This is a genomic window from Nocardiopsis changdeensis (genome assembly GCF_018316655.1).
GTDB lineage: Bacteria > Actinomycetota > Actinomycetes > Streptosporangiales > Streptosporangiaceae > Nocardiopsis > Nocardiopsis changdeensis.
This window is the reverse complement of sequence record NZ_CP074133.1, coordinates 3,956,565-3,978,965: the sequence shown is the minus strand read 5'-3', so window position 1 is coordinate 3,978,965 and position 22,401 is coordinate 3,956,565. Positions and strand designations below refer to the sequence as shown.

The window sequence follows — 22,401 nt, the reverse complement described above, 5'->3', positions numbered from 1 at the left end:
CGCCTTCAGAAAGGGACCGAACGGATGACAGAGGCCACCGGCCCCGCCCAGGACCGGCTGATCCTGGGATCGGCCCCCGACTCCTGGGGGGTGTGGTTCCCCGACGACGAACGCCAGGTCCCCTGGGACCGCTTCCTCGACGAGCTCGCCGCCACCGGCTACGAATGGCTCGAACTGGGCCCCTACGGCTACCTGCCCACCGACCCCGACCGGCTCGCCGACGAGGTGGGCCGCCGGGGGCTGAAGGTCAGCGGCGGCACCGCGTTCGGCAACCTCCACGACCCCCGCGCCCGCGAGGACACCGTGGCCGTGGTGCGCGCCGTCGCCGGGCTCACCGCCGCCGTGGGCGCCCGCCACCTCGTGCTGATCCCGCCCATGTTCCGCGACGAGAAGACCGGCGCCTACACCGAACCGCCCCACCTGGACGCCCGCCAGTGGGCCGAGCTCACCGCCACCGCCGACGAGTTGGGCCGCATGCTCCTGGGCGACTACGGCGTGCGGCTGTGCCTGCACCCCCACGCCGACACCCACGTGCTCACCCAGCCCGAGATCGAGCGCTTCCTCGACGCCACCGACTCCGACCTGGTGTCGCTGTGCCTGGACACCGGGCACGTGGCCTACGGTGGCGGCGACGCCGTGGACCTGATCCACCGCTACGCCGAACGCGTCGGCTACGTCCACATCAAGCAGATGGACCCGGCGGTCCTGCGCCGCGTCCACGCCGAGGGCCTGTCCTTCGGCGAGGCCGTCGAACTGGGGGTGTGCGTGGAACCGCCCGCCGGGGAGCCCGCCCCCGCCGCCGTCATCGAAGCGCTCCGCGAGGTCGACGCCCGCCTGTTCGTCATCGTCGAACAGGACCTGTACCCGTGCGAGCCCGACGTGCCCGCGCCCATCGCCGAGCGCACCCGCCGCTACCTCAACTCCTGCGGCCTGGGCGCCCGCCGCCAGAGGAGGCCCTGACCCGGCCCGCCGCACCACCGAACCGTCCCCCGACCGAGAGGGCCCACGACCCATGCAACGCCCGAAACCCCGCACCTCACTGGCCCTGGCCGCCGCGACACTGCTGGCCGCCACCGCGTGCAGCTCCGAGGGGGGACGCGGGGAACCCGCCGGAGACGGCGCCCCGGCCCCCGAGCTGACCATCGCGATGATCACCCACCAGGTCCAGGGCGACACCTTCTGGGACATCGTCCGCACCGGCGCCGAGGCCGCGGCCGAGAAGAGCGGCGTGAACCTGGAGTACACCGCCGACCCCGAGGCCTCCGAGCAGGCCAACCTCGTGCAGAACGCCGTCGACCGCGGCGTCGACGGCATCGCCGTCACCCTGCCCTCGCCCGACGCCATGCGGGACGCCGTCACCGCCGCCACCGAGGCGGGCATCCCCGTGGTCGCCCTCAACGCCGGCATGGACCAGTGGCAGGACATGGGCGTCCAGCAGTACTTCGGCACCGACGAGCGCCTGGCCGGGGAGGCCTACGGCGAGCGCCTCAACGAGGAGGGGGCCCGGAACGCCGTCTGCGTCATCCACGAGCAGGGCAACGTCTCCCTGGAGGCGCGCTGCGAGGGACTGGCCGAGACCTTCGACGGCGAGTCCGAGGTCCTGTACGTCGACAGCGCCAACATGCCCGAGGTGCGCTCCACCGTCTCCTCCCGCCTGGAGGAGTCCGCCGACGTCGACCACGTGGCGGCCCTGGGCGCGCCCATCGCCGTCACCGCCGTGGACGCCGTCGCCGACGCGGGGTCCCAGGCCACCGTGGCCACCTTCGACACCAGCGCCGAACTCGTCGAACTGGTCCGCGCCGGCGACGTCGCCTGGGCCGTCGACCAGCAGCCCTACCTCCAGGGCTATCTGGCGGTCGACTCCCTGTGGCTGTTCAACACCAACGGCAACACCCTCGGCGGCGGCGAGGCCGTCCTGACCGGCCCGGCGTTCATCGACGGGACCAACATCGAGCAGGTCGCCGAGTACGCGGAGAGGGGGACCCGGTAGCCATGGCGGGCACGGAGGCGCTCCGGGCGCCGGACCCCGCCGCGGGCGGGGGACAGGGCGCGGCGGGGCCGAACCGCCGGTCGCCGCTGCGCCGCCTGGCCACCCGGCCCGAACTGGGGTCGCTGCTGGGCGCGGCGGTGGTGTTCGCGGTGTTCTTCGCCGTGGCCGAGCCCTTCCGCACCGCCTCGGCCATGGGCACGGTCCTGTACGCCGCGTCGACCATCGGCATCATGGCGGTCGGGGTGTCGCTGCTGATGATCGGCGGCGAGTTCGACCTGTCGGCCGGGGTCGCGGTGGTCTCCTCGGCGCTCACCGCCTCGATGACCGCCTGGTGGTTCGGGCTCAACGTGTGGGCCGGGGTGGCGATCGCGCTGGCGGTGTCGCTGGGCATCGGGTTCCTCAACGGGTGGATCCTGGTGCGCACCCGGCTGCCCAGCTTCCTGGTGACGCTGGCGATGTTCCTGATGCTCCAAGGGCTCAACGTCGCGATCACCCGCATCGTCGTCGACGGGGTGTCCACCCGGAACATCTCCGACATGGACGGGTTCGCCTCGGCCCGGGCGGTGTTCGCGTCGTCCTTCCCGGTGGGCGGGCTGGACCTGCGCGTCACCGTGCTGTGGTGGGCGCTGTTCACCGCGCTGGCCACCTGGGTGCTGCTGCGTACCCGGGTCGGCAACTGGATCCAGGCCGTGGGCGGTGACGCCGAGGCCGCCCGGGCGATGGGCGTGCCGGTGGCGGGGGTGAGGATCGGGCTGTTCATGACGGTGGGGTTCTTCGCCTGGTTCTCCGGCATGCACCTGCTCTTCGCGTTCAACACCGTCCAGTCCGGCGAGGGCATCGGCAACGAGCTGCTGTACATCATGGCGGCGGTGGTCGGCGGCTGCCTGCTCACCGGCGGGTACGGGACGGTGGTGGGCGCGGCGGTCGGCGCGCTCATCTACGGGATGACCCGGCAGGGCATCGTGTACGCGGGCTGGGACAACTACTGGGTGATGTTCTTCGTCGGCGCGATGCTGCTGGCCGCCGTCGTCCTCAACGCGTGGTTCCGCGCCCAGGCCGACAGGGGGACGACATGACCGACGCGCCTCTGCTGGAACTGGCCGGGGTCGGCAAGGCCTTCGGCACCGTCCGGGCGCTCACCGGGGTGGACCTGGTGGTGCGGGCCGGGGAGGTGACCTGCATCCTGGGCGACAACGGCGCGGGCAAGTCCACGCTGATCAAGATCATCGCCGGGCTGCACCCGCCCACCACCGGGGTGTACCGGGTGGACGGGCGGGAGGTCGCCCTGTCCTCCCCGCGCCAGGCCCGCGATCTGGGCATCGCCACCGTCCACCAGGACCTGGCGATGGCGCCGCTGATGCCGGTGTGGCGCAACTTCTTCCTCGGGAAGGAGAAGCTGCTGCGGTGGGGCCCGTTCTCGATGGCGGACGCCGCGGGGATGCGGCGGATCGCCGACGCCGAGCTGCGCCGGATGGGCATCGTCCTGCCCGACATCGACGCGCCCGTGGGGAAGCTGTCCGGCGGCCAGCGCCAGGTGGTGGCGATCGCCCGGGCCGTGTACTTCGGCGCGCGGGTGCTGATCCTGGACGAGCCCACCGCCGCCCTGGGCGTCAAGCAGTCGGGGATGGTGCTCAAGTACATCGCCGCCGCCCGCGAGGAGGGGCTGGGGGTCGTGTTCATCACCCACAACCCGCACCACGCCCACCTGGTCGGGGACCACTTCGTGGTGCTCGACCTGGGCGAGGTCGTGCTGGACGCCGCCCGCTCCGAGGTCCGGCCCGAGGACCTGGTCCACCAGATGTCCGGCGGCGCCGAGCTGGAGGGCCTGCGCCACGAGCTCGAACGCGGCGGGCGCGCCTGAGGGCGCCCGCGGACCGGCCCGGGAGCCCCGGTCCGCGGGCAGGGGGCGCCGCGCCCCGGCGGAGGCCGGGCCGCGGCGCCCTTCCGCGTGCCCGCCCCGCCCCGCCGGGGGCGCGCGACCTTGACGGATCTCCGGTGGCGGCGTTACGGTCTCCTCAGTTGTTCGCTTTGAGAACAATGGTTCGCTATACGAACGGAAGGTCCTTCATGATCGCGCCACTGGACGAGGCGATCGCCGAACTCGTCCACGACGGCGACACGGTCGCCCTGGAGGGGTTCACCCACCTCATCCCCGTCGAGGCCGGGCACGAGATCATCCGCCAGGGGCTGCGCGACCTCACCCTGGTCCGGATGACCCCCGACATCGTCTACGACCGGATGATCGGCGCCGGCTGCGCCCGCAGGCTCGTGTTCTCCTGGGGCGGCAACCCCGGGGTCGGCTCCCTGCACCGGTTCCGCGACGCCGTCACCACCGGCTGGCCCGTCCCCCTGGAGATCGAGGAGCACAGCCACGCCGGGATGGCCAACCGCTACCTCGCCGGCGCCTCCGGACTGCCCTTCGCCGTCCTGCGCGGCTACAGCGGGACCGACCTGGTCGCGCACAACCCCCACATCAAGACCGTCGTCTGCCCCTTCACCGGGCAGGAGCTGGCCGCCGTCCCCGCCCTCAACCCCGACGTCACGGTCATCCACGCCCAGCGCGCCGACCGCGCGGGCAACGTCCAGATGTGGGGCATCATCGGCATCCAGAAGGAGGCCGCCCTGGCCGCCGACCGGGTCCTGGTGACCGTCGAGGAGGTCGTCGACACCCTCGAACCCGTCCCCGGCCAGGTCGTCCTCCCCGCCCGGGTGGTCGACCGCGTCAGCGTCGTCCCCGGCGGCGCCGCCCCCTCCTACGCGCACGGCTACTACGAGCGCGACAACGAGGCGTACAGGTCCTGGGACGCCGTCGGCCGCGACCGCGAGGCCTTCACCCGCTGGCTCGCCGACCTCACCGCCACCGCGCCCGCCGCCACCCCCGAGGGGACCGCCCTGTGACCACCGCGACCCGGACCTCCGACTGGACCTCCGACGAGATCATGACCGTGGCCGCGGCCCGCGCCCTGGGCGACGGCATGTCCTGCTTCGTCGGCATCGGCCTGCCCAGCACCGCCGCCAACCTGGCCCGCCGCACCCACGCTCCGGGCCTGTGGATGATCTACGAGTCCGGCACCCTGGGCACCGTCCCCGCCCACCTGCCGCTGTCCATCGGCGACGGCGTGCTGGCCGAGAGCGCCGACGCGGTCGTCTCCGTGCCCGAGGTGTTCAACCTCTGGCTCCAGGCCGGGCGCATCGACGTCGGCTTCCTGGGCGCCGCCCAGATCGACCGCTACGCCAACATCAACACCACCGTCATCGGCGACTACGCCGACCCCAAGGTGCGCCTGCCCGGCGCGGGCGGCGCCCCCGAGATCGCCGCCTCCTGCGGGGAGGTCGTCATCATCGTCCGGCACAGCACGCGCGCGTTCGTCGACCGGGTCGACTTCGTGACCTCCGTCGGCCACGGCTCGGGCCCCGGCGACCGCGAGCGCCTGGGCCTGCGCGGCCGGGGCCCCACCCGCGTCATCACCGACCTGGGCGTCCTGGAACCCGACCCCGACACCCGCGAACTGGTCCTCACCGGCGTGCACCCCGGGGTGACCGTCGACGAGGTGCGCGCCGCCACCGGCTGGGACCTCAGGGTCGCCCCGGACCCGGAGACCACCCCCGAGCCCACCACGACCGAGCTGTCGGTGCTGCGCTCCCTGACCGGAACGGGGGCCCGGTGATGGCCGACGTCCACATCCTCGACGCGGTGCGCACCCCCTTCGGCCGCTACGGCGGCGCCCTGTCCGGGGTGCGCCCCGACGACCTCGCCGCCCACGTGGTCGGCGCCCTGGTCGAACGCACCCCCGCCCTGGAGGGCGGGGCCGTCGACGAGGTCGTCCTGGGCAACGCCAACGGCGCCGGGGAGGAGAACCGCAACGTCGCCCGCATGGCCGCCCTGCTCGCCGGGCTGCCCACCACCGTCCCCGGCGTCACCGTCAACCGCCTGTGCGGCTCGGGCATGGAGGCCGCGATCCAGGCCGCCCGCGCCGTCCAGACCGGCGACGCCCGCCTGGTCCTGGCCGGGGGAGTGGAGTCCATGAGCCGCGCCCCCTGGGTGCTGCCCAAACCCGCCAAGGGCTTCCCCGCCGCCGACGCCGCCCTGCACTCCACCACCCTGGGCTGGCGCATGGTCAACCCGCGCATGCCCGGCCGGTGGACCGTGTCGCTGGGCGAGGCCACCGAGGGACTCGCCGCCGCCCACGGCATCGGCCGCGACGACCAGGACGCCTTCGCCCTGGCCAGCCACACCAGGGCCGCCCGGGCCTGGGAGCAGGGCGTGTTCGACGACGAGATCGTCCAGGTGCCCGGCGCCGCGCTCGACCGCGACGAGTCCGTCCGCGCCACCTCCGCCGACAGGCTCGCCGCCCTCAAGCCCTCCTTCCGGGAGGACGGCACCATCACCGCGGGCAACGCCTCCCCCCTCAACGACGGCGCCGCCGCCCTGCTCATCGGCGACACCTCCGCCGCCGAGGCCTTGGGCGTGCGGCCGCTGGCCCGCATCGCGGGACGCGGCGCGGCCGGGGTCGACCCCGACGTGTTCGGCATCGGCCCGGTCCGCGCCGCCGAGATCGCCCTGGAGCGCGCCGGGATCGGCTGGGGCGACCTGTCCGTCGTGGAGCTGAACGAGGCCTTCGCCGCCCAGGCCCTGGCCTGCATCCGCTCCTGGAGCGAACTGGACCCGGCGATCGTCAACCCGAACGGCGGAGCCCTCGCCATCGGCCACCCCCTGGGCGCCTCCGGCGCCCGCGTCCTGGGCGCCCTCGCCCACGAGCTGCGCCGCCGCGGCGGCGGCTGGGGCCTGGCCGCCCTGTGCATCGGCGTCGGCCAGGGACTGGCCGTCGTCCTGCACGCCGACTGACCGAAACCGTCCCCACCACCCCCCGGGAAGGCCCGTACCCATGACCGAGACCCTGCTGGCGGACGGCCGCTGGTCGTCGCGCATCCACACCGACGGCTGGCGGCCCGCCCCCGCCACCCGTACCGTCACCGCCCCCGCCACCGGCGAGGCCCTGGGCGAGGTCGGCCTGGCCACCGCCGCCGACGTCGCCGAGGCCGCCGAGCGCGCCGACGGCGCCCGCCGCGCGTGGGCCGCCCGCACCCCCGCCGAGCGCGCCGCCGTGCTGCGCCGCGCCGGGGACCTGTTCGAGCGGCACGCCGAGGAGATCCGGGACTGGATCGTCAGGGAGGCCGGGAGCATCCCGCCCAAGGCCGCCATGGAGACGACCATCGCCGCCGCCGAATGCCACGAGGCGGCCGCCCTGCCCACCCACCCGCACGGCGACGTCCTCACCTCCAACGACGACCACTGGTCGTTCGCCCGCCGCCGCCCGGCCGGGGTGGTGAGCGTCATCGCCCCGTTCAACTTCCCGCTCATCCTGGCCATCCGCTCGGTCGCGCCCGCCCTGGCCCTGGGCAACGCCGTCCTGCTCAAGCCCGACCCGCGCACCACCGTCTCGGGCGGGGTGTCCATCGTCCGCGTCTTCGAGGAGGCCGGGCTGCCGGCGGGGGTGCTCCAGCTGCTGCCCGGCGGCGCCGACGTGGGCGAGGCCGTCGTGACCGCGCCCGCGGTGCGCGTGGTGTCCTTCACCGGCTCCACCCCGGCCGGCCGCAGGGTGGGCGAGGCCGCCGCCCGCCACCTCAAGCGCGCCCACCTGGAACTGGGCGGCAACAACGCCCAGGTCGTGCTGCCCGGGGCGGACCTGGCCGGGGCCGTCTCCGCCGGGGCGACGGGGTCGTTCCTGCACCAGGGCCAGATCTGCATGAGCACCGGCCGCCACCTGGTCCACGAGTCCCTGTACGAGGAGTACGTGGCGGCGCTGGCCGAGAGGGCCGGCCGCCTGCCCGTCGGCGACCCGGCCGCCGGGTCGGTCGCCCTGGGGCCGATCATCGACCGGGGCCAGCTGGAGCGGGTGCACGGCATCGTCACCGCCACCGTCGAGGCGGGCGGCAGGCTCGCCGCGGGCGGCACCTTCGAGGGGCTGTTCTACCGGCCGACCGTGCTGTGCGACCTCACCCCGGACATGCCCGCCTGGCGGGAGGAGCTGTTCGGCCCGGTCGCCCCGGTGCTGCCGTTCGCCACCCCGGAGGAGGCGGTCGCGCTGGTCAACGACTCCGAGTACGCGCTGTCGGTCAGCCTGCTGGGCGAGGTCGGCGAGGCCATGCGGATCGCCGACCGCATCGACACCGGCAAGCTGCACATCAATGAGCACACCGTCGCCGACGAGGCCAACGCCCCGTTCGGCGGGTGGCGCGACTCCGGCACCGGCTCCCGGTTCGGCGGGGCGCAGGCCAACATCGAGGCGTTCACCGAGACCCAGTGGCTCACCGTCCGCCCCGACATCCCCGACTACCCCTTCTGACCCGTCCGGCCCGGGCACCCCGCGGGGCGCCCGGGCCGGTGTCGGCGGCCTGCGGTAGCCTGCGCCCTCCGGGGGCCGGAGCGCCCGGCGCCGCCGGCGAACGGAGAGAGGGGACGCCCATGGCCTCGATGACCCACCTGTACGCGGTCCTGCCGGTCACGGACCTGGAGGCCTCGCTCGGCTGGTACACGGCGCTCTTCGGCCGACCCGCCGACGAGGTGGTCGGCGAGGAGACGATGTGGCGGGTGGACGAGGCGGCCTGGGTCGTCGTCGCCGCCCACCCCGACCGCGCCGGCGGCGGCATCCTCACCCTCGGCGTCACCGGACTCGACCGGATCCTGGCGCGGCTGACCGCCCACGGCGCCGGCCACGAACCGGTGGAGACCTACGGCAACGGCGTCCGGCACGCCGTCGCCCGCGACCCCGACGGCAACAGCGTGTCGCTGGCCGAGGCGCCCCCGGCCGAGTCCCCGTGAGCGCCGGTCAGGGCAGGAGGCCCGCCCGGCGGGCCGCCACGACCGTCTCCATCCGGGTGTGGGTGCCGAGCTTGCGCATCGCGCCGCGCAGGTAGCTCTTGACGGTCTCCGCGCCCAGTCCCAGGCGGCGGCCCACCTCCGCGTTGCCGCAGCCCACGGCCACCAGCGCGAGCACGTCCACCTCCCGCGGCGCCAGCGCCGGGGCCGGCGCCCGCCCGGGGGTCGGGCCGGACAGCCGGTCGCACACGCCGCGCAGCCGGTCGCGCAGCTCCGGGTCGGTCACCTCCTGGGCGATCGCCCGCAGCTCGGCGTGCGCCTCGCGCAGCCGCTCCCAGTCGGGCCCCGTACGCGGGTCGCGCGCCGCCCGCGTGATCTCGGCGGTCTCCACCCCCGCCACCCGGCGTTCCACCTCCGCGCGCACCGCCAGCTCGGCGGCCAGCCGGGATGCCGCGTGCTCCAGCGCGGCCACCGTGCGCGCGCCGATCGGCAGCGGCTCGCGCACCCCGCCGTACAGCAGCGCCGCCACCGACCCCGCCACCACGACCGGCACCGCGGCGACCGCGCGCAGCCCCTCGGCGCCCACCGGCGCGTCGTACTCGTGGCTGATCCGCCGGTCGGCGACGTAGTCGTCCACGCTGCCCGGCCGGCTGGTGACCAGCACCCGCCCGCCCAGGCCGCTGCCGCCCCGGATCACCAGCCCCCGCAGGGCGTCGGTGCGCGCCCCCGCGATCTCGGTCAGCCGCACCGCCGTCCGCTCCGGCGCCGCCGTGCCGCCGAACAGCACGGGCAGGCCGGTGGTGCGCCGCGCCCGGCCCAGGGCGGCGCGGACGAGCACGGACGCCCGGGGCACCAGGGAACCGGACGGGAGATGCGCGAGGGCCATCGGATCCTCCTGTGGGCCACCGGGCGCGGCGGGTGCGGGCGGACGCCCCGTCGGCACGGGGCACGGCCGCCGCCTCCCGCCGTGCGGACGGCGGCCGGAACGGCCGTGTGACCAGGATTACACACCGGCGCCGCCGGGCGACCACCCCCGAAAGGGGGTGGCGGGCCCCGGCGGCGTGCCCGATGCTCGGCCCCATGGGCGACACACGACTCTCCTACGCGTCCGGGACCTCCGACACCCCCCTGCTGGGCGACACCATCGGCGCGAACCTGGCGCGCACCGCCGCCCGCCACCCCGACCGCGAAGCGCTGGTCGAGGCCGAGACCGGCCGCCGCTGGACCTACGCCGAGTTCGACGCGGCCGTCGACGCGGTGGCCCGGGGCCTGCTGGCCCGCGGCGTCGCCCGGGGCGACCGGGTCGGCATCTGGTCCCCCAACAACGCCGAATGGGTCCTCACCCAGTACGCCACCGCGCGCATCGGGGCGGTCCTGACCAACGTCAACCCCGCCTACCGCTCCCACGAGCTCGACTACGTGGTCCGCCAGTCCGGCATGCGGCTCATGGTCGCCGCCACCGCGCACAGGTCCAGCGACTACCGGGCGATGCTCGCCGAGATCCGGTTCACCGAGACCGTGTTCATCGGCACCCCCGACTGGGACGCCCTGGTGGAGGCCGGGAGCACCGTCGACCCCGGCGCCCTGGACGCCCGCGCCGCCGAGCTGTCCTGCGACGACCCCGTCAACATCCAGTACACGTCGGGCACCACCGGGTTCCCCAAGGGCGCGACCCTGTCGCACCACAACATCCTCAACAACGGGTACTTCGTCGCCCGGGGCCTGGGCTACACCGAACACGACCGGGTCTGCCTGCCCGTCCCGCTGTACCACTGCTTCGGGATGGTCATGGGCAACCTGGCGGCCACCTCCCACGGCGCGTGCATGGTGCTGCCCTCCGCGGCGTTCGACCCCGCGGCCGCGCTGCGCGCCGTCCAGGACGAGCGCTGCACCTCCCTGTACGGGGTGCCGACCATGTTCATCGCCGAGCTCGACCACCCCGACTTCGCCCGCTACGACCTGTCCACCCTGCGCACCGGCATCATGGCGGGCTCGCCCTGCCCGGTGGAGGTCATGAAGCGGGTCGTCGGCGAGATGAACATGGCCGAGGTCGCCATCTGCTACGGGATGACCGAGACCTCCCCGGTGTCCACCATGACCCGCCGCGACGACGACCTGCGCCGCCGCACCGAGACCGTCGGCCGGGTCATGCCGCACCTGGAGGTGAAGGTGGTCCGCCCCGGCACCACCGTCGCCGCGCCGCGCGGCGAGGCGGGGGAGCTGTGCACCCGCGGGTACTCGGTGATGCTCGGCTACTGGGACGAACCGGACAAGACCGTCGAGGCCATCGACTCCGCCCGCTGGATGCACACCGGCGACCTGGCCGTCATGGACGACGAGGGCTACGTCGACATCGTCGGCCGGATCAAGGACATGGTCATCCGCGGCGGCGAGAACATCTACCCCCGCGAGGTCGAGGAGTACCTGTACACCCACCCCGACATCGCGGACGTACAGGTCATCGGCGTCCCCGACCGCAAGTACGGCGAGGAGCTCATGGCCTGGGTGATCATGCGCCCGGGCGCCGAACCCCTCACCGAGCGGGCGCTGGCGGAGTTCTGCGAGGGGCGGCTGGCCCACTACAAGGTCCCGCGCCGCGTCCACGTCGTCGACGCGTTCCCCATGACCGTCACCGGCAAGGTCCGCAAGGTCGAGATGCGCCAGGCCGCCATCGACCTGCTCGGACTGCACGACCACCGGGGATGACGGGCCGGGGCCGGGCCCCCTGAAAGGGGAGGGGGCCCGCCCCGGCGCGTCCGGCCGGCCCGGTCAGCGGCCGGCGACCTCCCGCAGGCCGGGCAGGCCCGCGGCCGCCTCCGGCTCGTAGACCCGCGCGAGGACGAGGAACAGCAGCGCCACCCCCAGGGCACCGGGGTCGGGGACCCCGACGGCGCGCTCGCCCACGTAGCTGGCGCGGCCGCGCCGCGGGGTGAGGTCCGCTGTGCCCGCCGCACCCCGGGCCGCGGCCTCGGCCGCAGCGCTGAAGGGGGCGTCCGCCCCGTCCCGGGCGGCGTCCCCCAGCGCCCGTGCGGCGGGCGCGAGCGCGTCCACCAGGGTGCTGTCGCCGACCTCGGCGCCGCCCACCCGCCGGACGGCGGCCAGGCCCGCCTCCGCGGCCTCCGCCGCCGAGCGCGCGTCGGGCACCCCCTCCTCCGGCCAGGACACCGCGCCGAGCTGCTGGAACAGGAGGCCGAAGAGCGGCCCGCTGGTACCGCCCACGTCGTCCAGGAACGCCCGGGCCAGCGCCCCCATGCCGCCGCTCGCCGCCCCGTCCAGGGCCTGAGCCCGGCGCACCCCGCCCAGGAGGTTGTCGCCGAAGTCGCCGTCGCCGACGAGCTGGTCGAGCGCGGTGAGGTCGTCGCGCGACTCCGCGACGGCCTCGGCGAAGCGGTCCAGGACGGTCCGGCCGGACGGGTCGGCGGCGTCCCCAGCCTCCGGGGCCGGCCCGGGCCGCACCACCGCCCCGGCCGCGGCCTCCGCCGTCAGCGTGCGGGAGGGGAGCACCAGCGGGGTGTCCGAGGGCGCGGTCCACAGCTGCACCCACTCCGGTTCCATCCGGGTCAGGGTGAGGGAGAACCCGGACATGTCCAGGGCCGCGGTGAAGGTCCCGGGCACCACCGCCAGGGGCTCGGCGCCGCGCGCGGACAGCGCGTCGTACAGCAGCGAGCCGACGGCGTGCAGCTCCAGGCCGGTGGTGGCGCCCAGGCCGTTGACCAGCGCCAGCACGCGCTCCTGCCCGGCGGGCAGGGCCGCGAGCAGGTCGTCGGCCATGCGCTCCACCAGCTTCTCGACGGGGAGGCGCTCGACGGTGCCCGTGCCGCGTTCTCCGTGGATCCCCACCCCGTACTCCAGGGTCCCGGCGTCCAGGGCGAAGGCGGGCTCCCCGGTCGCCGGGGAGGTCTGCGCCCGGGCGGCCACCGCGATGCTGCGCGAGCGCGCCACGATCCGCGCGCCCAGGTCGGCGAGCTCGTCGAGCCCGGCCCCCTGGTCGGCGCGGGCGCCGAGCAGCTTCTCCAGCACGACGGTCGCCGCGGTGCCGCGGCGGCCGGTCGCGGAGTCCTCGCCGTCGGTGGCCAGGTCGTCGTCGACCAGGACGGTGGCGACCGGGACCCCCTCGTGGCGCAGGCGCTCGGCGGCGATCCCGAAGTTGATGACGTCGCCGGTGTAGTTCTTCACGATGAGCAGGACCCCGCCGTCCCCGGCGACGGCCGCGCAGGCCGCGTGGATCTGCCGGTTGTGCGGGGAGGCGAAGACCGCGCCCGGGCAGACGGCGTCCAGGCCGCCGGGCCCCAGCAGGCCGGTGTGCAGCGGCTCGTGCCCGGAGCCGCCGCCCGACACCAGCGCGACGGCGCGGCCCGGGGCGCGGGTCCTCGCGCGCAGGAACAGGGGGTCCTCGTGGACCTCGATCAGGCCGGGATGGGCCAGGGCGAGCCCGCGCGCGGCGGTCGCGACCGGGTCGGCGGACGGCAGGAAGTGGGTCATCGGTGCTCCGTTCGGTGTGGGGACGGTCGGGCGGGTCTCAGTGCCAGGCCAGCCGGGACCGCCGCGCCCAGTAGGCGTCGGCGGGCTCGGCCAGCGCGGCGAGCCGGTCCCGCTGTCCGGGGTCCAGGACGATGTCGGCGGCGCGGAGATTGGCGGCGAGCTGGTCGACGGTGGCGGCCCCGGAGAGGACGATGTCGGCCCAGGGCTGCGCGATGACGGCCGCCAACGCGACGGCGTCACTCGTCGTACCCGTTTCGCGGGCGATCCGCGCCACCGGCTCCAGCTCCGGTGCCAGGTGCGGCCCGGCCAGGCGGCCGTTGGCCATGGCCTCCTTGACGATCACCGTGCGGCCCTCGGCGTGCGCCTGCGCCAGCGCCTCGCCCGCGGAGCGCTCCAGCACGTTGTAGGTGCTCTGCACGCTGTTGAACAGGGGCCGCCCGCCCACCGTGACCTCCAGCGCCGCGCGGATGGTCTCCGCCTGGCGGGGGCCGCTGGTGGACAGGCCGACGGTCACCCCCTCGGCGGCCAGCCGGGCCAGCTCCCCGTGCAGCCCGGTGTCGCCCAGCGCCGGGCTCTCGGGGGTCACCGAGTGGACCTGGTAGATACCCAACCGGCCGCCGAGCAGCGCGCGGGTCTCGGCGAGCTGGCGGCGGTACTCGGCGACGCCGTGGTCCTTGACCTCGTGGACGTCGGCGTCGGTGCGCCAGCCGGCGGTATAGGTGTAGCCCCACTTGCTGCCGACCACCACGTCCGCGACCCGGGGCCGGGCCGCCAGCCACCCGGCCAGGAACTCCTCGGCCAGGCCGTAGGAGCGGGCGGCGTCGAAATAGCGCACGCCGCGCTCGTAGGCGGCGTCCATCAGGGCGAACGCCCGCTCCCGCAGCGCCTCGGGCGAGCGCACGGCGGGCAGGTCCGTGTCCCGGCCCAGGTTGATGTAGCCGGGCCGCCCGACGGCGGCCAGGCCCAGGCCGATGCGCAGGGGCGGTGCGGTCCGTGGAGTCGCGGTCAAGAGAGGAGCCTTCCGAACGGTCTGCGGTCGGTGCCGTGCGGGCGGCGGTCCGCCCGCACCGGTCACCCATCCTGCGCGATCCGGGCGCCGATCGCCACGAGGGCGGTCCCGAGCCCCGGATCCGGCGGGGAACGCCGCCGCGCCCGCCGGGATTCCGGCGGCCGGGGTGGCGTTTCACACCGGGCCACCGGCGCGTGGACACCGCGCCGCGGCGGCGGGCGCTTGTAGGGTCCCAGGGGTACGGGCGGATCGCGCCACGGCCCGCCGGGCGGCGCTCCGTCGAGAGGATTCGGGTTCTCGGTCCAGGAGCGGACGAACATGGGCAGTACGGCTCAGATCGGTGTTACAGGCCTCGCGGTGATGGGGCGCAACCTCGCACGCAACTTCGCGCGCAACGGCTACACGGTGGCCGTGCACAACCGGACGGCGGCGCGCACCCGCGCCCTCGTCGAGGAGTTCGGCGGCGAAGGCGACTTCGTCGCGACGGAGACCGCCGAGGAGTTCGTGGCGGCCCTGGAGCGGCCGCGCCGCCTCGTCGTCATGGTCAAGGCGGGCGAGCCCACCGACGCGGTGATCGCCGAGTTCGCCCCGCTGCTGGAGCCCGGCGACATGATCGTCGACGGCGGCAACGCGCACTTCGCCGACACCCGGCGCCGCGAGCGCGAACTGCGCGAGCGCGGCATCCACTTCGTCGGCACCGGCGTCTCCGGCGGCGAGGAGGGCGCCCTGAACGGGCCCAGCATCATGCCCGGCGGGTCCGCGGAGTCCTACGAGGCCCTGGGCCCGATGCTGGAGAGGATCGCCGCCCGGGCCGACGACGGCGCGCCCTGCGTCACCCACGTCGGCCCCGACGGCGCCGGGCACTTCGTCAAGATGGTGCACAACGGCATCGAGTACGCCGACATGCAGCTCATCGGCGAGGCCTACCAGCTGCTGCGCGACATCGCGGGGTACGACCCGGCGCGGATCGCCGACGTGTTCCGGCGCTGGAACACCGGCCGCCTCGACTCCTACCTCATCGAGATCACCGCCGAGGTGCTCTCCCACGTGGACGCCGCCACCGGGAAGCCCTTCGTGGACGTGGTCCAGGACCGGGCCGAGCAGAAGGGCACCGGCCGCTGGACGGTGCAGACCGCCCTGGACCTGGGCGTCCCCGTGTCGGGGATCGCCGAGGCGGTGTTCGCCCGGTCGCTGTCGGGCCACGCCGACCTGCGCGCCGCCTCCCGCGGGCTGCCGGGGCCGACGGCCCGGCCGCTGCCGCCGGAGCGGGCCGAGGCGTTCGCCGACCGGGTGGAGCAGGCGCTGTACGCGTCCAAGATCGTGTCGTACACGCAGGGGTTCCACCAGATCGCCGCCGCGAGCGCGGAGTACGGCTGGGGGATCGACGCGGGCGCGGTGGCCCGGATCTGGCGCGGCGGCTGCATCATCCGGGCCGCGTTCCTGGACCGGATCACGGCCGCCTACGAGGCCGACCCGGGACTGGTGTCGCTGCTGTCGGACGCGGAGTTCGCGCGGGAGATCGGCCGGGCCCAGGACGACTGGCGGTCCGTCGTGTCCCTCGCCGTCGCCGAGGGGGTGCCGGTGCCGGGGTTCGCCGCGGCGCTGGCGTACTACGACGGGATGCGCGCGGACCGGCTGCCCGCCGCCCTCACCCAGGGCCAGCGGGACTACTTCGGCGCGCACACCTACCGCCGCACCGACCGCGAGGGGGTCTTCCACACCCTCTGGGGCGGCGACCGCTCCGAGATCGAGGGCTGAGGCGCCCCGGCCTCCGGGCCCGGCCCCGCGGCGTCAGTCGGCGGAACGCTGCCGCGGGGCCCGCTCCACGTCCAGGCCCTCGGCGGACACGCCGGTCACCCCGTGGGTGGCGGCGGCGATCTCGATCGCCTCGCGCCGCTGCTCCTCGGTGACCGGCAGGACCGAGGACAGGGTCACGCGGCCCCCGGTGCTCTCGACCGAGATCGCCTCCTCGGGCAGGCCCAGTCGCTCGGCCAGATCCCCGCGGATCTTGGAGCCGATGAGTCGGTCCGAAAGCGCGCTCCGTGTGGCACCGGCCATCGCGGTCCCCTTCCTCTCCTCGCGGGCGTGCGCCCTGCTTGGGACATCCTCCTGGTCGCCGGTGGCCGGAGCCAAGAGCCCACCCGCCGCGCCCCGCCGGGGGCGGAGCTTCGTGGTTCTCTGTGGTGTTTCGTCCCTGCCCCGCGCCCGGCGGGACCCGGGATTCGGCCCTGCTGCGCGCCCCCTTTCGGTCCGGCTCCTCGCCGCCCTCCCGCCCCCGGCGGTACGCTGCGACCCCCGACCGAAAGCGAGCGCCCCCATGCCCCCCGAGCCCCGCCCGCCCGGGAACGGGTCCGGGCCGTGGCCGTGCCCGTGCTGCGGGTACCTCGTGCACGGGGACGGGCCCGGAGGGCACGGCATCTGCCCGATCTGCCGCTGGCAGGACGACCCCGTCCAGCTGCGGTGGCCGTTGTCCGGGGGAGGCGCGAACCGGTCGTCACTGCTGGAGGCCCAGCGCCACTACGCCGCCCACGGCGTGTCCCGCGAGACCGGCCGCGCCCGCGCCCGGCCCGCGACGGAGCACGACGCGCGCGACCGGGGATTCCGCCACATCGACCTGCTCATCGACGACATCGAGCTCGCCGCCGACCCCCGCGTGCCCTGGCCCGCCGACCGCACCGAGCTGTACTGGTGGCGCCCCGGCTTCGGCCACTGGCGGCGAGGCCCCCACCACGGAGAGACCCCATGTCCCTGACCGACCCCCGCACGCTCTTCGACACCATCCGGGACCACCCCGGAGCCTTCGGATTCGGCCGCTCCTTCGGCGAGGTCCTAGCCTTCTTCGTCGGATACGGCACCGCGACCCCGGAGGGGCCGCTGACGGGCTTTCGGGAATGGCTCGCCGCCGACCTCGGGTTCGGGAGCAACCTGACCTGGAAGGCCCTGGTGCTGTGGCGCGCCTTCCCCGACGAGCCCGACAGGAAGGCGGTCCTGCCCCCGTTCGAGGACCCCGCCGACGACGCCGTCGCGGTCGAGACGCTGTTCGAGGCCCTGAACGCCTTCCTGGACTTCCGCGACGCCCACGGCCTCGACGCCGTGTACGCCCGCTACGCCGAGGTCTTCCCCTACGCGCCCCGGGAGCCCCGATGACCGGCCGCGCGGAGTGGGACCGCCTCGCCGAGCGGTTGCGCGCGGCCAGGTCCGGGCGCGACGCCGTCGTGGCCGCCGTCGACGGGCTCTCCCCGGTGGGCGGCATCCACGTGCTGTCGCGCGCCCCGACGCCTGAGCGTCCGGCGGCGGTGATGCGGGGGAGCGCCGGCCCCGCCGTCTAGCATGGCCGGTACCGCAGCAGGAACCATCCGCAGAGAGGTGCGCGCCCCGTGACGTTCGCAGATCTCCACCGGCCCGGCCGACCGTTCGTGCTGCCCAACGCCTGGGACGTCGCCTCGGCCCGGCTGCTCGCCCGCGAGGGCTTCCCCGCGGTCGGCACCACCAGCCTGGGCGTGGCCGCCGCGCACGGCCTGGCCGACGCCTCCCGCAGCGGCGGGGAGGCCACCGCCCGCCTCGCCCGCGACCTGGTCGGCGCGCGCCTGGGCCGGTACCTGACCGTCGACATCGAGGACGGGTTCTCCGACGACCCGGCCGCCGTCGCCGAGTTCGTCGCCGGACTGGGCGTCGACGGGGTGAACATCGAGGACAGCACCCGCGGGGAACTGGTCGACCCCAAGGCGGCCGCCCGCAAGATCGCCGCCGTCAAGGAGGCGGCCCCCGCCGTCTTCGTCAACGCCCGCACCGACGTCCACTGGCTCGGCGGCACCGACCTCGACGACACGCTCGCCCGGCTCGCGGCCTACGCCGAGGCGGGAGCGGACGGCGTGTTCGCGCCCGGGCTCGCGGACCCCGGCGCCATCGAGGCCGTCGCCGTCGAGATCGCCCTGCCCCTCAACGTCCTGGCCACCCCGGCGCTCGACCTCCGCCGGCTGGGGGAGCTGGGCGTGGCCCGGGTCAGCACCGGCTCCCTGCTCTACCGGGCCGCCCTCGGTCGCGCCGTGGACACAGCCCTGGCCGTCCGCGACGGGCTGCCGCTGCCCGGCGCCGTCTCCTACGCGGACGTGCAGGCCCTCGCCGGGGACGTCCCGCCCGCGGAGTAGCCCGGCCGGGAGCCCCCGCGCCGGGCGGGCGGCCAGGGGACCGGCCCGGACCCCCGCCGCCCCCGCCCGGGTGGAACACGGCTCCGCCGCCGGTCACCCCTCGTCGCCGGGCGCGCCGTCCCCCGGGGTCCCGGAGGGCGGCTCGCCCGTTCCGGGACCGCCCTCTCCAGGGTCGCCCTCCCCGGGACCGCCCGTGCCGGTCGCCTCCTGCTGGGTGACGCTGTCGGCGTAGTCGTTGGCGGGGTCGCGGTAGACGGTGTGGATGTGGCCCCACCCGGACGTGGTGTACCCGTCCACGTCGGCGCCCGCCGACCCCTGCTGGTCGGCGAACTCCACGTAGACGTCCGGCCCCGAGATCTGGAAGTAGATGCCGTCGCCCCGGGACATGTCGTACTCGGTGGCCCCCGACCAGTTCACGTACGTCTCGTCCAGGGTCGCCTCGATCTCGGCCAGGGCCGCGGCCGTGGTCTCCCCGTCGGCCAGCCCCACCCAGTTCGCGACCACGTCCAGGAGCAGCCGCTTCTGCTCGTCGGTCAGGTCCGCCCCGGCCAGACCGGTCCCCGTCGGGTACGAGCAGGTCCCGCCGGGCGCACAGGTCAGGTTCCGGACCTCCGACCCCTGGTACAGGTCGGCCTTCTGCTCCTCGGTCAGGCTGTCGTAGAAGGCGAAGGCCGTCTCGTACATGCCCGCGAGCGGCCGGACCTCCTCGCCCTCCTCGTTCGTGTAGACGGCGGGCTGGGAGCCCAGGTGGGTGGGTGCGAACGTGACCGTGTCGTCGGAGCCGTCCAGCGTGGCGTTCAGGCCCAGGTGGTGTCCGCCGAACTGCACCTGCCAGGCGCCGGAGTCGGACGGGTCGCCGAAGAAGGCGATGTAGTACCGCCCCAGCGAGTCCTCGGTGCTGGAGCTGTGCTCCGCCAGGAACTCGTCGCCGCCCATGATGCCGGTGACGGTCTCGTACCCCTCCTCGCTCAGCAGGGCCTCCAGGACCTCCATGGCCGCCGCCCGCTGCTCCCCGGTCAGGTCGTCCAGGTCCAGCCCGGCCCGGTCGACGAACGTGACCGGGAAGTTCGACCACGTCGTGGTCTTGGACCCGTCGTCGTAGGCGTGGACCAGCTGCTCGCGCTGCTCGTCCGACAGCGTCTCCAGGAACGCCCCGGCCGCCGCCGCGGTGGCGGTGACCGTCTCGTCGCTCGTCGTGGCCGGGGCCGCCGCGTCCGCCGTCGAGGACGTGGTCGCGGCCGGGGCCCCGTCGGCGGAGCCCGTGGCGGCGCACCCGCCGATCACGAGGATCGCAGACAGGGCCGCCGCGATCCATGCCTTCTTCGTGCGCGCCGGCCGGTGCCGGGCACGCGCGGTTCTCTGGTCGGTGGTGTTCGTCATGGACACGACGGTAGGAAGCGGACCTGGGAGTTCCCTGAGTGCCGACCGTGAGAAGCGCGGGAACGGCGGGTCTCCGCGCCGCACCGCCCGTCCCCGGCGGCAGTCCTTCGCCCGCTGGGACACGGCCGCGGCGCCGTCGCGACCGCCCTCCCGGACACACGCCGGAGGGGACGCCCGCCACCGGGCGGCGAGACGGACGCCACCGGTGTGCTCCGCGCCACGGGAGGCCGGGCGCCACGACGGCGCCCCGCGGCCCGGCGCGGCCGGGTCCGCCTCTCAGCCGTGCAGGGCGGGCCGGTAGACGAGTTCCTGGATACGGCCGTCGAACGTCCGGCTCGCCACCAGTTCGAGGTCGAAGTCGGCCGCCCCCTCGAAGATCCGGCCGGTCCCGGTCCGGCCGCTGACCACGGGGAAGAGCGTCACCTGGAGGAGGTCGACGAGCCCGGCGGCCATCAGCGCCCGGTTCATCGACAGGCTGCCGTGCGAGCGCAGCGGCACCCCGGACTCCTCCTTGAGCCGGGCGACCACGTCCACGGCGTCACCGGCCGCGAGGGCCGCGTCCGGCCAGTCCAGGGGGCCGGTGAGCGTCGTCGACACCACCGTGGTCGGCATGCTCCGCATCCGGGCGTTCACCGGGTCGAGGTCGGCCTCGGGGATCGGGCCCAGCAGCTCCGCGAACTGCCGGAAGGTGGCCGCCCCGAGGACCAAGCGCTGGTCCGCGCCGAGCACGGCGCGGCGGTCGGCGAGGAACTCCGGCCCCTGCTTGCCCCAGTACCCGCCCCAGTCCCCGTCGGGTCCGTAGGAGCCGTAGCCGTCAAGGGTGGAGAAGACGTCCCAGGTGTAGGTGGCGGTCATGGCGCTCTCCTCGCGTTCGTTCGGCGACGTGTCGGTGGTACCGACCAGACTCCGCCGCGGAACTCATCGTGCTCGACGTCCCGGATCCCCGCCACCTCCGGGCCCGTGCCCCCGACGGCCGCCGGGGCGCCGTGCCCGCCCGCTTCCCGGGACCCCCGGCCCGGCGGGAGGACGGCGGGGGCGCGGGCCCGGATCGGCCCGCGCCCCCGGAGGCGTTCGCGCCTACTCCTCGTCCGTCCCGCCGTCCTGCGCGCCGAACGGTGACCCCGGCGGGTTGGAGCCGTCGGTGACCTGCGGCTCGCCCGTGGCGCTCTCGGCCAGCCACTCGTCCCAGCTCGGCTGCCAGTAGCCCCAGCCGTTGTCCCACTCCTTGACGCGGTCGGTCCCGGTGGTCTCCAGGACGTCGCCCATCAGGGTGTTCTCGAAGAACCACCGGGCGTCGTCCATCCGCAGGTTGGTGCACCCGTTGGAGGTGTTCGCGCTGCCGATGTTGCCGTTGTAGGACGCCTCGTGGACGAACTCGCCGCTGTTGGACGTCCGCACCGCGTACTGCACCGTGGTGCTGTACCCGTTGCGCCCCGCGGGCAGTTCGACCGTGTCGGAGTCCATGAGCAGCGTCTCGTACCGCTCCATGAGCACGTGGGTGCCGCTGCTGGTGGTGGAGAAGTTCGACGTCCCGTCGCCGTTGCTCACCGGGATGGTGCGCACCTCCTCGCCGTCGACGGTGACGACCATCTCGTGGTCGGGCACGTTCATGTCCATGCGCAGCTCGCGGCCGATCTCGAACTCCAGGCGGTGGTCCCGCACCCCGTACACCCCCTCGGCGGCCCGCACGCCCGCCAGGTGCATCTCCACGCTCACCTGCTGGTAGGGCTCCCAGTAGGTCTCGGGCCGGAACACGACGGTCTTGTCGTCGAGCCACCGCCACGACCCCGCCACGCCCTGCTCGGAGACCACCTTGAGGGAGTTCTCCACCGCGGTCTTCTCGGTGACCGGGAGATCGAAGCCGATGGTGATCGGCATGCCCACGCCCACGGTCTCACCGGAGGTGGGGAAGTTGTGGCTCAGCTCCAGGCGCTGCCCCTCGACCGCCGCCTCGGTGGTGAACTCGTGCACCAGCTCGGTGGGCTCGCCGTCCGCGTTCTCCGCAGTGGCGGTGACGGTCACGTCGGCGCCGGGGGCCAGGTTCCAGTCGGCGGTCCAGGCGGTGCCGTCCTCGCTGAGGGTGCCGGTCATCTCGAAGGGGGAGGCCTCGTCCTCGGCCTGGCCGGGGACCACCTGGTCGACCGTGACCTCGGAGATGGTCCCGTTCTCCGCGGTGACGGTGACCGGTGTGTTCGGGGCGACGGCCTCCGCTCCGGCCTCGGGGGCGATGGTGAGGACCGCGGCCTCGGAGCCCGAACCGCCGGGGTCGTCGCCTCCGCCCGCGGAGGTGCAGGCGGTCGCCGCGAGCGCGAGCGCCGCCAGAGCCATGCCGAACCGGCCCGGAGCCGACGGGGGGATCGTGCCCATCACAGTGGGTCCTCGTTTCCTTAGAACGCTGGTGTCCTGTAAGACTCCCGTCCCCGAAAAAGGTTCGCTCATACGGGGCATCCCGGGGCATATTTCGCTCACAGCCGGGGCGCTCCGACCCCCGGCGGGAACGAACGGGGCGAGAAGCGGACCACGCCGGTCGCCGGGGGACGACCGTCCGGGAGGTCGCCGCACCCGGCCCCGG

At 75.0% G+C, this 22,401-nt stretch carries 22 protein-coding genes; 15 read left to right on the top strand and 7 right to left on the bottom strand.

Annotation, left to right across the window (positions count from 1 at the left end; genetic code table 11):
* The first annotated feature begins 24 nt into the window (after positions 1-24).
* The 9 genes from KGD84_RS18350 to KGD84_RS18310 all read left to right on the top strand — a co-directional run bounded on the left by KGD84_RS18350 (position 25) and on the right by KGD84_RS18310 (position 8,813).
* Positions 25-960, top strand: a complete 936-nt coding sequence (locus KGD84_RS18350; protein WP_220561649.1) for a TIM barrel protein — start codon at positions 25-27, stop codon at positions 958-960.
* 52 nt (positions 961-1,012) lie between these two features.
* Positions 1,013-1,990 (top strand): sugar ABC transporter substrate-binding protein, encoded by a 978-nt coding sequence (locus tag KGD84_RS18345; protein ID WP_220561648.1) that lies wholly within the window; start codon positions 1,013-1,015, stop codon positions 1,988-1,990.
* A 2-nt stretch (positions 1,991-1,992) separates the two neighbouring features.
* On the top strand, positions 1,993-3,066 hold the full coding sequence (locus KGD84_RS18340) for an ABC transporter permease (protein WP_220561647.1): 1,074 nt from the start codon (positions 1,993-1,995) through the stop codon (positions 3,064-3,066).
* The gene (locus KGD84_RS18335; RefSeq protein ID WP_220561646.1) at positions 3,063-3,851 is read left to right on the top strand and encodes an ATP-binding cassette domain-containing protein; all 789 of its coding nucleotides are present in this window, start codon (positions 3,063-3,065) and stop codon (positions 3,849-3,851) included. Before KGD84_RS18340 ends, KGD84_RS18335 begins: the two co-directional genes overlap by 4 nt.
* A gap of 206 nt (positions 3,852-4,057) precedes the next feature.
* Positions 4,058-4,888: a CoA transferase subunit A gene (locus KGD84_RS18330; protein ID WP_220561645.1), complete on the top strand. Its 831-nt coding sequence runs from the start codon at positions 4,058-4,060 to the stop codon at positions 4,886-4,888.
* A gap of 41 nt (positions 4,889-4,929) precedes the next feature.
* Entirely contained in the window at positions 4,930-5,658 is a 729-nt protein-coding gene (locus KGD84_RS18325) for a CoA-transferase subunit beta (protein ID WP_220565829.1), read from the top strand.
* Positions 5,658-6,836, top strand: coding sequence for a thiolase family protein (locus tag KGD84_RS18320; RefSeq protein WP_220561644.1), 1,179 nt, complete (start codon positions 5,658-5,660; stop codon positions 6,834-6,836). Before KGD84_RS18325 ends, KGD84_RS18320 begins: the two co-directional genes overlap by 1 nt.
* A 40-nt stretch (positions 6,837-6,876) precedes the next feature.
* Positions 6,877-8,337 carry a benzaldehyde dehydrogenase gene (locus tag KGD84_RS18315; RefSeq protein WP_220561643.1) on the top strand — a complete coding sequence of 487 codons (1,461 nt, stop codon included), beginning with the start codon at positions 6,877-6,879 and terminating at the stop codon, positions 8,335-8,337.
* Between the two features lie 119 nt (positions 8,338-8,456).
* On the top strand, positions 8,457-8,813 hold the full coding sequence (locus tag KGD84_RS18310) for a VOC family protein (protein WP_220561642.1): 357 nt from the start codon (positions 8,457-8,459) through the stop codon (positions 8,811-8,813).
* A gap of 7 nt (positions 8,814-8,820) precedes the next feature.
* On the opposite strand, the gene KGD84_RS18305 is transcribed toward KGD84_RS18310, so the two are convergent.
* Positions 8,821-9,696: a helix-turn-helix transcriptional regulator gene (locus KGD84_RS18305; protein ID WP_220561641.1), complete on the bottom strand. Its 876-nt coding sequence runs from the start codon at positions 9,694-9,696 to the stop codon at positions 8,821-8,823.
* A gap of 194 nt (positions 9,697-9,890) precedes the next feature.
* On the opposite strand from KGD84_RS18305, the gene KGD84_RS18300 reads away from it, so the two are divergent.
* On the top strand, positions 9,891-11,516 hold the full coding sequence (locus KGD84_RS18300) for an AMP-binding protein (RefSeq protein WP_220561640.1): 1,626 nt from the start codon (positions 9,891-9,893) through the stop codon (positions 11,514-11,516).
* 63 nt (positions 11,517-11,579) lie between these two features.
* Here the strand turns inward: KGD84_RS18300 and KGD84_RS18295 are convergent, their stop codons facing one another.
* The gene (locus tag KGD84_RS18295) at positions 11,580-13,292 is read right to left on the bottom strand and encodes a dihydroxyacetone kinase family protein (RefSeq protein ID WP_220561639.1); all 1,713 of its coding nucleotides are present in this window, start codon (positions 13,290-13,292) and stop codon (positions 11,580-11,582) included.
* A gap of 37 nt (positions 13,293-13,329) precedes the next feature.
* Positions 13,330-14,301 carry an aldo/keto reductase gene (locus KGD84_RS18290; protein WP_220561638.1) on the bottom strand — a complete coding sequence of 324 codons (972 nt, stop codon included), beginning with the start codon at positions 14,299-14,301 and terminating at the stop codon, positions 13,330-13,332.
* 318 nt (positions 14,302-14,619) lie between these two features.
* Here KGD84_RS18290 and gndA point away from each other — a divergent pair, with 318 nt between their 5' ends.
* A complete protein-coding gene (gene gndA / locus KGD84_RS18285) occupies positions 14,620-16,059 on the top strand; it encodes an NADP-dependent phosphogluconate dehydrogenase (RefSeq protein ID WP_220561637.1) in 1,440 nt (479 codons plus the stop codon).
* 33 nt (positions 16,060-16,092) lie between these two features.
* On the opposite strand, the gene KGD84_RS18280 is transcribed toward gndA, so the two are convergent.
* Complete coding sequence (locus KGD84_RS18280; protein ID WP_220561636.1) at positions 16,093-16,359, bottom strand: BON domain-containing protein; 267 nt, start codon at positions 16,357-16,359, stop codon at positions 16,093-16,095.
* Here KGD84_RS18280 and KGD84_RS33825 point away from each other — a divergent pair.
* The 4 genes from KGD84_RS33825 to KGD84_RS18265 are packed head-to-tail and all read left to right on the top strand — an operon-like array spanning position 16,319 to position 18,449.
* Entirely contained in the window at positions 16,319-17,053 is a 735-nt protein-coding gene (locus tag KGD84_RS33825) for a CPCC family cysteine-rich protein (protein WP_370634533.1), read from the top strand. The two genes, KGD84_RS18280 and KGD84_RS33825, sit on opposite strands and share 41 nt — an antisense overlap.
* The gene (locus KGD84_RS18275; protein WP_220561634.1) at positions 17,044-17,448 is read left to right on the top strand and encodes a hypothetical protein; all 405 of its coding nucleotides are present in this window, start codon (positions 17,044-17,046) and stop codon (positions 17,446-17,448) included. The genes KGD84_RS33825 and KGD84_RS18275 overlap by 10 nt, the downstream gene beginning before the upstream one ends.
* On the top strand, positions 17,445-17,630 hold the full coding sequence (locus KGD84_RS18270) for a hypothetical protein (RefSeq protein WP_220561633.1): 186 nt from the start codon (positions 17,445-17,447) through the stop codon (positions 17,628-17,630). The genes KGD84_RS18275 and KGD84_RS18270 overlap by 4 nt, the downstream gene beginning before the upstream one ends.
* A 48-nt stretch (positions 17,631-17,678) precedes the next feature.
* A complete protein-coding gene (locus KGD84_RS18265) occupies positions 17,679-18,449 on the top strand; it encodes an isocitrate lyase/PEP mutase family protein (RefSeq protein ID WP_220561632.1) in 771 nt (256 codons plus the stop codon).
* A 93-nt stretch (positions 18,450-18,542) separates the two neighbouring features.
* On the opposite strand, the gene KGD84_RS18255 is transcribed toward KGD84_RS18265, so the two are convergent.
* From KGD84_RS18255 to KGD84_RS18245, 3 genes are all read right to left on the bottom strand, one after another.
* On the bottom strand, positions 18,543-19,829 hold the full coding sequence (locus KGD84_RS18255) for a DUF3500 domain-containing protein (protein ID WP_220561631.1): 1,287 nt from the start codon (positions 19,827-19,829) through the stop codon (positions 18,543-18,545).
* A gap of 276 nt (positions 19,830-20,105) precedes the next feature.
* Complete coding sequence (locus tag KGD84_RS18250) at positions 20,106-20,684, bottom strand: dihydrofolate reductase family protein (RefSeq protein ID WP_220561630.1); 579 nt, start codon at positions 20,682-20,684, stop codon at positions 20,106-20,108.
* Positions 20,685-20,906: 222 nt separating this feature from the next.
* A complete protein-coding gene (locus KGD84_RS18245) occupies positions 20,907-22,199 on the bottom strand; it encodes a L,D-transpeptidase (RefSeq protein ID WP_370634532.1) in 1,293 nt (430 codons plus the stop codon).
* Positions 22,200-22,401 lie beyond the last annotated feature (202 nt).